This window comes from Geodermatophilus sp. YIM 151500 (assembly GCF_025716945.1).
GTDB lineage: Bacteria > Actinomycetota > Actinomycetes > Mycobacteriales > Geodermatophilaceae > YIM-151500.
The window spans coordinates 152,955-167,435 of sequence record NZ_JAOVZT010000008.1; the positions used below are offsets into that span (position 1 = coordinate 152,955).

Annotated in this window: 13 protein-coding genes; 2 read left to right on the top strand and 11 right to left on the bottom strand. The window is 67.6% G+C overall.

Translation table 11 applies throughout. The features are described from left to right. On the top strand, nt 1–995 hold a 995-nt coding region (locus tag OF117_RS14935; RefSeq protein WP_263553633.1), incomplete at its 5' end, for a hypothetical protein. A 740-nt stretch (nt 996–1,735) separates the two neighbouring features. On the opposite strand, the gene OF117_RS14940 is transcribed toward OF117_RS14935, so the two are convergent. The 5 genes from OF117_RS14940 to OF117_RS14960 all read right to left on the bottom strand — a co-directional run bounded on the left by OF117_RS14940 (nt 1,736) and on the right by OF117_RS14960 (nt 6,919). Further along, nucleotides 1,736–2,842 carry an FAD-dependent monooxygenase gene (locus OF117_RS14940; protein ID WP_263553634.1) on the bottom strand — a complete coding sequence of 369 codons (1,107 nt, stop codon included), beginning with the start codon at nt 2,840–2,842 and terminating at the stop codon, nt 1,736–1,738. Between the two features lie 83 nt (nt 2,843–2,925). Beyond that, a complete protein-coding gene (locus tag OF117_RS14945; RefSeq protein ID WP_263553635.1) occupies nt 2,926–4,089 on the bottom strand; it encodes a lipid II:glycine glycyltransferase FemX in 1,164 nt (387 codons plus the stop codon). Between the two features lie 72 nt (nt 4,090–4,161). Beyond that, a complete protein-coding gene (locus OF117_RS14950; protein ID WP_263553636.1) occupies nt 4,162–4,893 on the bottom strand; it encodes a class I SAM-dependent methyltransferase in 732 nt (243 codons plus the stop codon). Then, nucleotides 4,890–5,648: a class I SAM-dependent methyltransferase gene (locus tag OF117_RS14955; protein ID WP_263553637.1), complete on the bottom strand. Its 759-nt coding sequence runs from the start codon at nt 5,646–5,648 to the stop codon at nt 4,890–4,892. The genes OF117_RS14950 and OF117_RS14955 overlap by 4 nt, the downstream gene beginning before the upstream one ends. Then, nucleotides 5,645–6,919 (bottom strand): nucleotide sugar dehydrogenase, encoded by a 1,275-nt coding sequence (locus tag OF117_RS14960; RefSeq protein WP_263553638.1) that lies wholly within the window; start codon nt 6,917–6,919, stop codon nt 5,645–5,647. The genes OF117_RS14955 and OF117_RS14960 overlap by 4 nt, the downstream gene beginning before the upstream one ends. An 88-nt stretch (nt 6,920–7,007) precedes the next feature. Here OF117_RS14960 and OF117_RS14965 point away from each other — a divergent pair, with 88 nt between their 5' ends. Then, nucleotides 7,008–8,057: a right-handed parallel beta-helix repeat-containing protein gene (locus OF117_RS14965; RefSeq protein ID WP_263553639.1), complete on the top strand. Its 1,050-nt coding sequence runs from the start codon at nt 7,008–7,010 to the stop codon at nt 8,055–8,057. A gap of 53 nt (nt 8,058–8,110) precedes the next feature. Here OF117_RS14965 and OF117_RS14970 read toward each other — a convergent pair whose 3' ends face one another. The 6 genes from OF117_RS14970 to OF117_RS14995 all read right to left on the bottom strand — a co-directional run bounded on the left by OF117_RS14970 (nt 8,111) and on the right by OF117_RS14995 (nt 14,353). Next, nucleotides 8,111–9,151: a lipid II:glycine glycyltransferase FemX gene (locus OF117_RS14970; RefSeq protein WP_263553640.1), complete on the bottom strand. Its 1,041-nt coding sequence runs from the start codon at nt 9,149–9,151 to the stop codon at nt 8,111–8,113. Next, on the bottom strand, nt 9,148–10,122 hold the full coding sequence (locus OF117_RS14975; protein ID WP_263553641.1) for a glycosyltransferase: 975 nt from the start codon (nt 10,120–10,122) through the stop codon (nt 9,148–9,150). The genes OF117_RS14970 and OF117_RS14975 overlap by 4 nt, the downstream gene beginning before the upstream one ends. Beyond that, nucleotides 10,119–10,775 carry a sugar transferase gene (locus OF117_RS14980; RefSeq protein ID WP_263553642.1) on the bottom strand — a complete coding sequence of 219 codons (657 nt, stop codon included), beginning with the start codon at nt 10,773–10,775 and terminating at the stop codon, nt 10,119–10,121. The genes OF117_RS14975 and OF117_RS14980 overlap by 4 nt, the downstream gene beginning before the upstream one ends. Further along, on the bottom strand, nt 10,762–12,183 hold the full coding sequence (locus tag OF117_RS14985) for a hypothetical protein (protein ID WP_263553643.1): 1,422 nt from the start codon (nt 12,181–12,183) through the stop codon (nt 10,762–10,764). The genes OF117_RS14980 and OF117_RS14985 overlap by 14 nt, the downstream gene beginning before the upstream one ends. Then, nucleotides 12,180–13,721 carry a lipid II flippase MurJ gene (locus OF117_RS14990; RefSeq protein WP_263553644.1) on the bottom strand — a complete coding sequence of 514 codons (1,542 nt, stop codon included), beginning with the start codon at nt 13,719–13,721 and terminating at the stop codon, nt 12,180–12,182. Before OF117_RS14990 ends, OF117_RS14985 begins: the two co-directional genes overlap by 4 nt. A 74-nt stretch (nt 13,722–13,795) precedes the next feature. After that, entirely contained in the window at nt 13,796–14,353 is a 558-nt protein-coding gene (locus OF117_RS14995) for a hypothetical protein (protein ID WP_263553645.1), read from the bottom strand. Between the last annotated feature and the right edge of the window lie 128 nt (nt 14,354–14,481).

Genomic DNA, 14,481 nt, shown 5'->3' on the forward strand with positions numbered 1-14,481 from the left:
CCCCGGCAGCCTCCCCCAGCCGTCCCGCGACCTCACCCGGCCAGCGCGGCCCGGGGTTGGTAGATCGGACCCCGCAGGGCACCGTTCGCAATGCCAACAGCCCCCAGTCGTTGCAGGCGGCCCTGGAGGCCAGCCAGGCTGGGGATACGGTGGTGTTGGCTGGTGGGTCCTACGGTGCCCAGTCGTTCACCCGTAGCGTCACCGAAGGGCTGATTAGGATTACTCCGGCCGCTCAGGCCACTGTCACGTTCGGCCGCACGACCATCAGCGGTGACGGACTGGACTTTCGCGGGATCGACACCACCGATCAGGTCACCATCGTCAGTGGTGCCAGCAACGTGTTCTGGCGGGGTGGCATTCACACGCGGCTGGGCGCGACTCACGGCTTCTACGTCAACGGGGCGGTCACCGCGGTCACGGTAGAAGACGTTAAGGTTCGGGGCGCCGACTGCTCCTTCTACATTCAGGGCACGACCACGAGCCTGCCGAAGGGCGTCACCCTTCAACGCTTCCACAGCGAGAACGTGATCCAGGACCATGTATTCGGCTCCCGGGGCTCGAATGTCACCATCCGGGACTTCATCACGTCGGGGCACACGGACACCACAGAGCACTCTGACGGAGTGCAGATCGTCGGCCTCAAGGACGTGCTCATCGCCAATGGCGAAATCACGAATCCGGTTTCGCTACGGGACAATGCTTACGACCGCCACGACCAAGGCGTGATGATAAACTACGACCCTCGAGACGGTTCCGGGCGGATACCCGAACGCATCACCATCGACGGCCTGCTTCTGCGCAACCAGACTTCCACTGGGATAGCGGTGGCTGGGGTGCGCGGTTTGATCATTAGTAACACCACAGGCCAGTACAACGGTCAGCGCGGACTAGGGGCGGACGGGCTCAGGGTTGATCCTGATCCGGGGAACGTGATCACCGAGTTCGTCGAGAAGAACAACACCTGGGACCGGCGGACAGTCACCGATGTGACATGATAGAGGGCAGAACACGATTGCGGCGGTACCTCGACTCGCGTTCCGCAGCAGAGTGCCTGGTCTGGTGACGGGCCGCGCGTCCGCGCAGGTCGGCATTCGAGCAGCCTGGCGGAAATGTCGATCCGCCTGGTGACGGGGCTGGGTTGTCCGGCTCTTCGCTCATCGTGTCGATCGTGAGCTGAGACCTGGGCGGTGACGGTGGCGGCGCTTAGCCCGTCACCGCTCCATCCAGGGGACTCCATCGAAGTCGGTGAGGGAAGAGTTGGACGTATTGACCGCCTACCGTGAGGTGGGCAGTTATCGGGGAGCGGCCGCGAGCTGCGGCACGACCCACAAGACGGTGAACGAATCTGAAGCGGCCCAGGTTCTGTGCTGCCTCCTTATGAGTCACGGAGGATGGCGTCATGCCGAACAAGATCGATCCGGCGCTGAGGGAGCGCGCGGTGCGGCTGTTGCGTGAGCACCGGGCCGAGTAATCGACCACGGGACGCGACCCTTACTATCCCGCTCGTGTGCCCACCAACTGCGGAACTCGGGAAAAGAGATCCTTCAACTCACTCCCGCGCCGACGCGCGAGACCGGCGCACAGCCCGTCTGACCGCCAACCTGAGCGTCACATCGCCGAGTGACACGACCCGTCACCACCTCGGCGGGCATACCTGCACGTCATCCCGCGAGTTAGCGTCACCAGGGTAGACCGCTGCTGCCGAACCCGAGCGGCACAGCCTGCAACTGTCGCGCTAGCGCCGTCTGGTCGCGACAGCCCGGCGGATCACTGTGACCGACCGTCGCGCGGTGCGGCCGACTCGCCACTGCGTCACCCGGTGTAGCGCATGGTGCAGTGGTGAGCCGGGGGCGGACTCACGGCGCATCCGCAGCGCATAACCGAACTCCAGCGGCGGGAGCCGCATGTGTCGATCGACGTCCTCGAACCACGCGGCGCTGGTCGCGGCGTCCCGCTGCAGGTTCAGGACCGCCGGCCGCCGCTCGTCCTGGTATCGCTGCAGAGCATCGGTAAGGTCCGCCGGGCGACATCCTTTGAGGGACCGGGCGAGAGCCGCTGCGTCCTCGAACGCCATCCGCGTCCCGGAACCGATGGAAAAGTGTGCGGTGTGCGCAGAGTCGCCGACGAGGACGAGGTTGCCGGCGTGCCAGCGCTCGTTGCGTACCGTTGTGAAAGTCGCCCAGTGTCCTGCGGCGGTGTCGTCTGCGGAGAGTTCGATCCGGTGTCCGTCGAGGTGTCGGGCGAATATGCGACTCAGCTCCTGCACGCAGGCTTCGCTAGTCATCGAGTCGAAGCCGAGACCCCGCCACGTCCCCTCTCGGCACTCGACTATGACCGTGCTCGCGGCAGCCGCGAAGGGGTATGCGTGCAACCAGATCCAGCCCGCCGGGGTGGCCTCGAAGGCGAACGTGAAGTCCGGGAAGGTCTTCGTCGAGCCTAGCCAGAGGTACTTGTTGGTCCCGGTCCACTCGATCGATCCGAACGTCTGCTCCCGGCGGCGTCGCTGACGGGAGTGCGCGCCGTCGGCTAGGACGACCAAGTCAGCGTTCGTCAGGTCCGCCGCATCAACCACATCACTCTCGTGTTCGATCCGTACACCGAGTTCGGATGCCCGCCGCGCGAGCACGTCGATCAGCCGCTGGCGGCTCAATCCGTACCCGGTGCCGCCCAAGTGCACCGGCCGACGATCCCGCACGCAGACACGCTGACCGGCCCACTTGCGCGAGTTGGTCCGGAGCGCCTGCGCCGTCGCGCTGTCGATCCGGCGCACCCCGTCGAGCAGGTCGTCCCAGTACACGATGCCCCAGCCGTACGTCGTGCTCGGCGCGCGGCGCTCGTGCAAGGTGATCTCGTGGCTTGGGTCGCACCGCTTCGCGGAGATGGCAAACCAGAGTCCGGCGGGGCCAGCTCCGACGCCCTCTATCCTCACGATCCCAGTCGCATGGTCGGGGGTGCCATGGGAAGCCGGGCCGGAGATGGGTGTCGCTGGAGGCGGCACCGCAATCGGCCCTTGACGTGGTCGAGGACGGCTCGACCGCGCGAGCTCCGATTGACCGCGTCGTAGGCGAACCGGACGGGCATCGACCGGATGAGCTCTACCGGGGCGGGATACCGGTACGGTGTGCCGCCGAAGCTCATCTTCGCTTGGTCAGGTCCGGGCCACGTGGCGCTCGATCGGATCCCGCAGTCGACGGCATCGTGCAGCGTCTGTTCCGAGAGCCCTCCGAAGTCGAGCCACCGGTATCCCTCCGCCCGAGCCCAGCGGATGATCGCCCAACGAGCAGCTGCGGGAACAGACAAACGGCCTCCGGGGCCGTGCCGGTCGAACCCGCTCCACCGGCCGCGCACCATCTCGCCGCACGTCGTGACCATGTCCGCCGTCACCGGGGTCCCGTTGACCTCACCGATCCACAGGAACCCGCGTTCACTGCGCGCCAGCTCGATGTACGCCCGCTCCAGGTAGTCGGCATGTGGCGGGCGCCGGTATCCCCGGGCGTCCGCGGCCGCCCGCATGAGATCCGCGAGAAGAGGAACGTCACGCTCGTCGCCCATGCGGATCTCGACCCCCTCGGCGGCCCAGCGGCGTGTCCAGGAACGCAACCGTGGCTTCATGCCTCTGGTGATCTCCTCCGTACTCCGCCAAAGATCCAGGCGGACCGATCCGGTCGGAGCGATGTCGGCGGAGGAGGGCCGGAACCTCTCGCTCAAGAGAGCCTGGCGAATGTCCTCGCCTCCCTCCGGGGGCTGCACGAACAACATCCGGATGCCGGGCAGGACCGCTAGACCCTGTGCGAGATCCCAGACGACGAGTGCCCGCTCGTCCGCGCCCTGGGCGACGACGGGGCCGTACGGGACGTATCCGACTCCCCCGAGACCCGGAATCCACCGCACCAGGACCTGTGCCCCACCAGCCAGGGATCGGTCGCGTTGCCAGGCGAAGACGTACATGGGCCGGAAGGCCTTCAGCGCGCCTATCCGGGCCCAGACCGAAAGCTGCGTCACGTCGGTGCCGGGTGTGCTTTCCACCAGCCGATCCCACGCGGACAGCAGCCACGCAGGTGGGTCGGCGACGACCTGGACCTCCTGCACCCCGGAAGTCACCCTACTCAGACGGTGGGTCATCGGTCCCCCTCTCCCGATCAGGCCAGTGTGGCGCGCTGCTCAGCCAGGACGATCGCTCGTCGGAGTTGCTCCCTCACGACGGGCGGTGACCAGTACCCAGGGGCTCACTGCCGGCAGTCGCGAGAGCCCCAGCCGACGTTCCAGCCCCACCGCGGCCGGGATCAGACGTGAGTCGCTGCGCCGGCCGAAGGGGAGCCAGCAGAGGCCCACTTCGCTCTCGATCCCCATTCCGGCGGCTACGAGCTGCCGCCGCCACGCCCGGTATGACATCTGGTAGTGCGGATGCGGCTCGCCGTGCCTGATCCGGGACAGGGCGCTGCTGACCTGCCCCCTCAGCGAATCGCGGTTCCACGTGATGGCCACCAGCAGACCGCCCGGCGCAAGGACCCGTCGGACCTCGGGGAGGAACCACTCGGAGGTCATGACCGGCAGCACTTCTATGCAGACGACGAGAGACACCGAAGCGTCACCGGCGGAGAGGAGCCGGCTCCCGGCGCTGACAACCAGGCAATCGGCCTCGGGGTTCCGTTCAGCGCACATGCGGACAGCGTCCGGATCGACGTCGGAAGCAGTGACCGACCAGCCGCGTTGGAGCATCAGCGTCGTCCACCGACCGTGGCCGCAGCCGACGTCGAGAGCTCTGTGGGGATGAGGAGCCGTGGCCAGGGCGTGTTCGACCGCTGTCGTCTCGGCGGCACTGATGTACCGGCCCCATCTGCTGGTCGCGACTTCCTCCCAGTACTGGGCAGAGCCGATCGCCGACGCGCTCATGGACCGTCCACCGCCTCGACGTCCAACCTGTTGTGCACGGCGTCCTCCCCGTCGGGGCGGCGAGAACCTGTCACCAGCACCCAGGGACTCAATGCGGGCAGCCGGGAGAGGCCGAAGCGTCGCTCGAGCACTGCTGATGCAGGTACGAGCGATGAATCGCTGGCTCGTGAGAACGGGAACCAGCACAAGCCGCGCTCGGCTTCTACCTCGAGACCGACGTCGGTCAGGCGCCGGCGCCAGGCCCGGTACGGTTCTTGGTAATGAGGGTGCGGTGTACCGCTGCGGATGCGCGCTGCAGCGTCGGCGAAGAGCCCTCGCATCGACGAGCGGTTCCACGTCACCGTGACGAGCCGCCCGTGGGGGACGAGGACCCGCTTCACCTCGGCTAGGAACCAGTCGGAGTGGCTGACCGCCAAGACCTCGATGCAGATGACCAGGGACACGGACTCGTCCGCTGCTGGCAGGTGTCGGCTGTCCTTCCCGACCAGGGCGCAGACGCTGTCCGGGTTGCGTTCCTCGCAGGCACGCACGGACTTCGGGTCCACGTCCACCGCGGTGACCGACCAGCCTCTGTTGGTGAGGAACTCCGTCCACTCGCCCCCACCGCAACCGACGTCCAAGGCCTTCCTGGGCGCCGGAGCCATGTGCTGTGCCTCGTCGATGACCTGGGCTTCGGTCGTCCGGATGTACGTACCCCACTTCCGGGCAGCGAGCCATCCGTAGTACTCGGGCGTGCCTTCAGAGGGTCGGATCACAGTCGGTTCACCACTTCGGACCGCAGACGGTTCCGCGTATCCAGTACCCGGTCGGCATGCTGTTCGAGGACATCCCAAGGAAGCGCGTCGTGGTCGGTCAGGACGATGACGAGATCAGCGCCGGCGATGCTCTCCGGAGTGCCGTCCACCAGGCAGATCTCTGGCGGCATGAGACCCACGTCCACCAACGGGTCGACCGCCCGCAACCGAGCACCGAGTTGGTGCAGGCGCCGGGCCACGACCAGCGCCGGCGATTGGCGTGCGTCACCCGAGTTGCGCTTGTAGCTCAGTCCTATCAGCAGGATCACGCTGTCCCGCACCGACTTCCGCATCTCGTTGAGGTGCTCCACGGCGCGGGCGACCACGTAGTCGGGCATGTGGTCGTTGATGTCGTTGGCGGTTTCGATGAACCGGAAGTTCTGGCCGAGCGATCGTCTCACCTGCCATGACAGGTATGACGGGTCGATGGGCAAGCAGTGCCCACCCACTCCGGGCCCAGGCGTGAACGACATGAATCCGAACGGTTTGGTGGCGGCAGCATCGACGACCTTCCACACGTCGATCCCCAGACCGTGGCAGAACATCGCCAACTCGTTGACCAGGGCGATGTTCACGTGCCTGAACGTGTTCTCCAGCAGTTTCGCAAGTTCCGCTTCGCGCGTGTTTCCGACCGGTACGACCCGATCGCACAGCTCGGCGTAGAAGTCGGTCACTGCCTTGGTCGACACTTCGTCGATGCCGGACACGATCTTGGGTGTGTTTCGGAAGTTCCACGTCGGGTTGGACGGGTCTATGCGCTCGGGGCTGTACCCCACTCGGTAGTCTCGGCCAGCCCGAAGGGAATTGTTGGCTTCGAGCAACGGTATGAAGACGCCTTCGGTCGTCCCTGGATACGTCGTCGACTCGAGGATCACGCAGCAACCCGGATTCACATGCGTGCTGAGCAGCGAAGCCGCGGACTCCACGTGTCGAAGGTCTGGCGCGCCGTCCCGCAGAGGTGTCGGCACCGTGACGACCGCGACATCGAAGCCGGCCAACTCTGCAGCGTCGGCACTCGGATGGAACCGACCGGTGGACAGTGCCGATGCGAGGTCGGTGTCGGTGACGTCGTCGATGTACGTCCGGGCGTGGCGCAAGCTCTCGACCTTCGCGTCATCGACATCGAAGCCGATGACGTCGTAGCCCACCTCCACTGCCCGCATGGCTAGAGGCAGGCCGACATAGCCCTGCCCAACCACCGCCAAACGCTGCTCGGGTTCGTCGCCGGCCATGGTCTGTCCGCCTTTCACTCGGGTCTCTACCGATCGGGGTTCTGTGCCGCCGCCCGTACGATGTACGCGTCGTAGCAGAGGGAGGGCGGTGATCCGCATCGATCCGTCTCCCGCTCCGCCGGTCGCCTGCGTTGTGGCCGCCGCCGTCCTGCTCGCCGGCTGCGGCGTCGCCGAGGGTGCGTCGACCGCCTCGGACCAGCCCTGCTCGGTCACAGCGGCAGACCAGGAGGCGCTCGAGCAGGCGCTCGTGGACGCTGGTCCGGGGTCGCGGATTTGTGTCACTGGCGGCCTCCTGGAAGGAACAGATGTCGCCTTGCAACGCTCCGGGGAGCCGGGCCGGCCAGTCGTCGTCGTCTCCCAAGGCGCGCAAGTGCGCTCGGTCGTAGTCGAGGCCGACCACGTCGTGGTGCAGGGCTTCGTCACCTACGGGGGCGAGGGCATCGTGCTCAGCGGTCGGGATCTCGTAGCTCGTGACAACGAGGTCCGAGCGGCGCGGGAGAACGGGATCAGTTGCGAGGACGGCTGTGCTGACGTGGTGATCGAGGACAACACCGTGCTCGATTCTGACGGCTCGGGCGTTCTGGTCGAAGGCCGGCGGATCATCGTGCAGCGCAACCGGATCAGTGGGTCTGTGCAGCGGGAGGCCGGGGACGCTGACGGCATCCGGTTCTTCGGCTCTGGCATCCGCATCCTCGGAAACACGATCACGGACATCAAGGACGACGGCTACGAGGGGGAACCGCCACACACCGATTGCTTCCAGACGTTCGACAACAGCCGGATGCCCACCGTCGATGCCGTCATCGCCGACAATGTCTGCCGAGACGTCGATCATCAGTGCCTCATCGCTACGGCACAGGAAGCCGGGACAACCGGCCGTCTCGGTCGCTCGCGTGACATCGAGTTCACGGGCAACGAGTGCCACGTGGAGGGTGCCCAAGCGGTGCTCGTCCAGTGGTTCCCGGACGTGGTCCTGCGCGACAACAGCTTCGCCGGGCCGAACCTCCATCGTGGAGCGATCTACCTGGACGGCTCGACGAACGGGGCATTCTTCCGCAATGTCGTCCCGGATCGTGTTCCGCCTTATGAACTCGACGAGAAGTCCGACGCAGGCTTCTCCACCGATGAGCCGAACTGATCCCTGCTCCGGAGGCGGATCCCCCGGCGTGAACAAGCTCATCCGGTCTGCCATCAGCAGAACAACCGGTAGAGGGAAGCGCCAGCCCGCTCGGCGATGGCGTCTGGGACGCTGGGGTCGGTGAGCAGGTCGGTGACGACCCGCAGGGTCTGCTCGATCTCGTTGGAACGTCCCGTCGGCGCACCCCCGGCATTGAGAGTCCGTATTCGGCCTTCGACACTGGCCCACTTCCGCTTGTAGGCGCACAGTCCTGGCTGGTCGAGATCCGAGAGCCCCCAGTCCAGCGCTCGGAGACCCCGTTCATGGGCCCAGCAGATCAGTTGCCAGTGCAGGGCGTCGTTCGGGCGCAAGGGCAGGAACTCCGCTGTCGAGGCCCCGAATTTGTAGTAGACGGTGTCCTGCCATACCAGGTACAGCGCGCCGGCCACCGGCTGCCCGTCGACGAGGGCAAGGGCCGTCCGGACGGCGTCGGCTGGCGCGAAGGCCTTCCAGATCCGTTCGAAGAGGTCCAGCGGCTGGGCGAGGAGCCGGTACTTGCGCTTCCGCAACCGAACGTGTAAACGGTGGAAGTCTTGGACCGCCTTCGCGTCCGCCCTGAGGACGACCTCGACGCCGGCCCGCTCCGCCGTCGCGATGTTGCGCCGTGTCTGTGATCGGAACGCACCGTACAACTCGCCCAGTGGTCGGTTGAGCGACGTCACGTGCCAGGCGGCTTCATCGACGCACTCGAACCGGGGGTCGGTGGCAGCGGGGTTCGTGTCGAGGCATCGGAGCGTGAGGGGCAGGTCACCGGCGAAGGCGTCGTCCGCCAGGGCCGTCCATGCGGCGAGGTGCTTCACCATCGGGTCCGCGCGGTCGCAGAAGGGCAGGGCGAGCCGCCGTCCGCCGCGCATGTCGCGGACGTCGACCCAGGCGACGCCGCCCACCGGCCGGCCGCTGGTGTCGATGGACACCCGGGCCGTCGGCCGGAAGCCATAGGTGGCGGACACCGCGTCGATCCACGGGGGAGAGACGAACAGGTTGCCGTGCACCCCTTCCGCGAGCCGGCGCCACAGGGGGTCGGTGCGGGGATCTACCCGCTGGACGGCGGTCACGGAGCCAGCTCGAACGGAGTCGAGGCAGTGGACCGACGAACGGCGGCGCTCAGGGCCTCGACGAGGTCATCGGTGGTGATCTCGGCCGGCGAGACGTGGACTGCGAGTCCCCGCCGCTGCAGTTCCTCTGCCAGTTGCCACTGGTGGTCGTCACCAGCCTCTCCCAGACCTGCCGCACGGCTGGCCAGCAGCGGACACCGTCCCGCGGTCAGTGCGGTGAGCGCGGATCCCGCGCCGGCGTGGCTCACCACGAGGTCCGCGCCGGCGATCGCCCTCACCAGCGCATCAGCGGGTACGAACGGCATGGCATCGATTGACAGGTGCTCCGTCCTGGTGCAACCCGTCTGCCACAACACCTGCACCGGTCGGCCGGTTACCGCGGCTAGCTCGCCGTCCGGTGATAGCAGCGGCGCCAAACGGTCGATCAGTCGCTGGAACGGGAACTCGGCCGCCGTCCCGACCGTGACGACCACCCGGATCAGGGGGCCGAGCGACCGCGGAGTGTTGTCGCGCTCATAGCTGTCGAAGACGCTCCCGCGATAGTGCCATCGCGGGCCGGCCCACTGCGCATACTGCGTGTACCGGTGGATCCGGGGGATGTGCTGCAGGAGCCGGCCCGTGCGTGACGGTCCGCTGACGCGAGCCGCGCTTTCGACGTAGTGGCAATGCACACCCCGTGTGGCCAGATAGGGCAGGTACCCCAGGGCGATGCCGGAGCCGGTCGACACGACACGCGTCACCGACCACTTCCGCCGGAGGCGGTGCGCCGACGGAATGCAGGCCACGACGTCACGGACGTTGGCCACGCGTACGTAGGGCACGAACTCGACGGCCCGCCCGCTCAGCAGCGACCGGCTCTGATCGTTCTCGTGGGTCACCCAGAGAGCCGGCCCATCGGCTGGGATCCGTGCGGCGAGCGCCTCCAGTTGCTCGAGGTGGCCGCCGGTCGTGGCGAGGAAGAGCGTGCTCACCGAGCACCATCCCCGCGGAGGAGAGAGGGAACGGTCAGGAGGAGGATGCGGAGGTCCCCGGCCAGGGATCGGGTCCGCAGATACTCCAGGTCCAATCGGAGCATGTCGAGGGTGGTGACCGCGCTCCGGCCGCTCACCTGCCACAGGCCGGTGAGCCCGGGACGGACGGTGAATCGGTCGTCGAACTCGTCGGGGAACATGTCCGCTTCCCAGGGCAGGCACGGCCGGGGGCCCACCAGAGTCATCTCGCCGCGGAGCACGTTGATGAGTTGCGGTACCTCGTCGAGGCTCGTCTTGCGCAGGAGCCGCCCCGACCTCGTGATCCGGGCGTCGTGGTGGAGCTTGGTGCTCCCGTCCAGAGCAGTGTTCTCGCCGCGAAGTTCGGCCGCGATGAGCCGCCGGTGTGCTTGATCGTCGCCCCCTACCCGCATCGATCGGAACTTGTAGAGCTCGAACGGTCGGCGGTCCAGCCCGATCCGCTCCTGGCGCAGGAGCGCGGGCCCCGGGCTGTCCCATCGCACCCACAGGGCGATGCACAGGAGCAGCGGCGCCAGGAGCAGCAGTGCCGTTGCAGACGTGCCGATGTCCAGTGCGCGTCGGACGCTGTCCGCCCACGTGCACGGACGCTGCGGCACGTCGTCACTCGTGCTCATCGGCCCTCCCGCTTACGACGGCGAGGAAGAGGAAGAACAACTCGCCTGCCCCCCGGAGGACCAGGTGGATGTCGATGACGGACAGGAGCAGCACCATCAACCACCCGGCCCAGAGCGCTGACCCGTACGCGCCGACGACATCCGCTCGCCGGGCGCAGCGCCGGGCGTATCGGAGCACCTCGACCGACAGCCATCCGAAGGCGGCCAGCAGGGGCAGCCCACCCACCCACAAGAACTGCAGGTAGCCGTACTCGAGGAAGATCTCCTCTCGCCAGGTCTCCGGGGCCCGGAGCACGGAATTCGGCCCCACCCCGAGGACCCAGCGGAAGCTCCCCAGGGCGGGGAGGTAGAAGTTCGTGAGGTTGTCCCAGCGGCCAAGCCAGCTGCTCGGGACACCCAAGCCACCGCCGAACTCCCTGAGACGGATGATGAACGCCGGCATGCCGAGGAGGGCGCCCACGACCGCGATCGGAAGGATGCGTACTCCCAATCGGCGAAGCTGAGGGTAGAGGAACAACATCCCCGAGGTGACCACTGCCGCCGAGGCCCACGTGGAGAACTGCCCCGTGGCCAGCGCACCGGCGCCCAGTGGCAGCCCGGCGAGCAGCGCCTCGCGTCGACCGACCGTCCTCCGCACCGCGAGCCCCATCAGGAGGGCCAGCGACAGGATCACGTAGTCGCCCGTGGCGATCGACGACGCCAATGTCGTGCTGCCTCGGGCGGACACTTCGGAGGGGTCGCGGCCCGCCTCGACCCAATAGGTGCCCAGCACCGTTACGACCGGCGGGACCCTGAGGGTCTGCAACACGGCGATCAGGCCGATCACGGCCGCCGGCCATATCACCAGCCGCCCCATCCTCAGCAGCTGGTCGTCGGTGCGAATCGTGGTTCGGACCAGTATGAGCAGCCCGACCAGCTTGCAGACGGGAAGCAGCGCGGCGATGTCCCCCCCGCTCGGCACGGTGCCGCGCAGGAGGAGCCAGCTGATCGGCCAGAGTGTCGAGAACAGCACGAACACACCGAGGGGGATGTCCAATGGCCGCATCCGGAGACGAACTTCGTCGCCCCGCAAGAATCGTAGATAGGCGCCGCAGGTGGCACCGGCGACCAGGAAGGCCAGGAGAGCTTCGTTCGGGCGGACCAAGGGCAGCAGTCTGCCCCGGTCGATGCCGACGAGGAACGGCAGCGTTGCCATGTATATGTAGACGGCGGACACCGGGTGCAGCGCCACCCACACGAAGAGGGCCAGTGCGGCAACCAGTCCGACGGCGGCGACACCCAGGAGCGCGGTTGCTGAACCGGAGAGCAGAACGGTGACAGCGACGGCGAGCAGTAAACGGCGTCGCGTCCGGAACAGCGCAACGTCGCCGAGAGGGTCGGCCCTGAGGCTGTCGGACAGCGCGTTCATGACACCGGGCCCCGGCGGCGGAGGAGCGTCCTCACGATCAGGCCGAACACGCCCAGCGCCAGGAAGCCCGTGGACGCCATGGACGTCAGGACCAGAAACCCGTCCCCGTCCTCCATGGTCACGAGGCGACCGGCCACCAGTACCGGCAGCATCGCAGCTGCGGCGAGAACAACGATGGCGAGACCACGCACGTCGGCGATCGACTCCGGGTGGATCGCCCGCCGAACCCGCGCCATGACGGTCGCCGCGGCTGCGACGTCGGCGAGGAGCAGGGCGGTGCTGAGCGCGGCCAACCGTGGTGATCCGGCCGGCAGTGACAGCGCGACGATCCCGAACGCGGTCGTCACCCCGAGAGAGACCAGACTCGCCACCCGGGGGCCCCGCATGTCGAGATGGGCGTAGAGCGCCTGCCGTCCGATCTCGTGGATGCCGCTGGCCAGCTGTGCGACGCCGAGGACGGCGACGCACACAGCCAGCCAGTTGATGAGGGTGAGAGTGTGCAACTCACCCGCGGCCAACGTCCGCGCGATGGGTTCGGCGAAGACAACGAGCCCGCACAGCGCGGGCAGTCCCGCTATCGCGCCGTAGGTGAAGGCCTGCCGCCAGGCGGCCGCGAACCGGCTGTGGTCGACGGCCTGTACCGCGACGGACATCGCCGGTAGCACGGCGGTCGTGATGGCGCGCGCCCCCAATGCTGTGGGGAGGGCGTACACCGCGTAGGCCATCTGGAAAACCAGGGCTCCTCCCGGGATAGTGGCCGCGAAGGCCAGCAGGAGGAAGAAGCTGCCGGCTGGCGCTGCAGCAACGACGACGGAGCCGCCGAGCCGCGCCCCGACATCTCGCACCTCGGGGTCACGGCGCCAACCGCGTGCCGGGAGAAGGGAGAGACCAGCGCGGGCTGCGCCGAACACCTGCACCACCGCGTGCAGTCCCACTGAAGCGGTAGCCCCGATTCCCAGGATCAGCACCGCGCGGAGGGGCACATCGCCGACATCGCCCCCGGTCGGCTGAACGGCCGCGAAGAGGAGCACCGTGATCATCAGGCCGACGTTCTCCAGCGCCGGTGCGGCGGCTGCCAGCGCGAATCTCTGGTGTGCCTGCTGCGCTGCGGCGCCGAGCGCGGCAAGCGTGTAGAGGACCACCTGGGGCGCGACCACGATCAAGAGGACGAGGGCGATGACCCGTGCCCTGCCGCGGGCCTCATCGGGCACGCCGAGGGTGAGCACCCAGGACAAGACTGCGGAAACCGGTAGCAGGAGCAGTGCCGTCGTGCCCGCCGCCATGACCAGGAGGCTGCTGAGCCGACGGACGAACAAGCGGGACGCCGCCGCCCCGTGGGCGAGCAAGGTGTGGACGATCGCGGGAACTGCAACCAAGGCCAACACCGGCCCGGCCACGATCGAGTAGGCCAGGCTCGGGACGCTGTTGGTCGTCAGGAAGGTGTTGGCGAGGAAGGTGGGTCCCAGCACGGCACCGATCACGACGACGCGCAGGAGACCGGTCGTCCGGCTCACCAGCGTCCAGATGGCCACGATCATGGAGCTGTGTGCAACCGACGCATTCCTTGCTCGCCGGTGCGCCGCGTGGACCGGTTGCGACTCCTTCGGGGCGGTCATGTATCCGAACGAGGGGGCCGGGTCATCCGGCGCGCGAGGATGGCAAGGAGGAACACCGCCAACACCCCTCCGATCGCGCCACCAGCGCTCGTGGCGACCATCGGCCGAGGGCTGACCGGAGTCGGATCGACATAGGGTTGTACGAGCGTCGAGGCTCCCGGTCCGACGAGATCGGTCATCCGCAGTTCGTCGAGTTGGGTCCGCAGCCACTGCTCCCGCTCCACCAGCGGCGCGAGCTGATCCTGACCGCTCGGCGCGCCGCTCCGCACGGCCTCGATCCGGTCGAGGATGGCGAACAACTCGGCGTCCAGGTAGTTCTGGACGTCGGACCGGGCGTCGGCGTTCGCCACCGCGAGGTACTCCTGGACCACCCAGCTGAGTACTTCCACCGCCCGATCGCGGTCGCTGTCGACAAAGCGGATGTCGATGATCTCGCTCTCGCTCAGGACGTCGGCCGACAGCGCCGGCGTGAGCTCGTCGACCGAAACCTGCCACTCTGCCGCGACCGGATCGAGCACGGCCCGGCTCTCTAGGAGCACCAGTTGTGTGCTCATGTTTCGGTCCTCGCGTAGGAACCCGGTTGGTTGTTCGCGGGTCAGGGCGTAGACGACCTGGGCGTGCGCGGCGTACTGCACCGGCATCGCGGCCGCAACCAGATAGCCTGCTGCGGCCCCAACCGCTA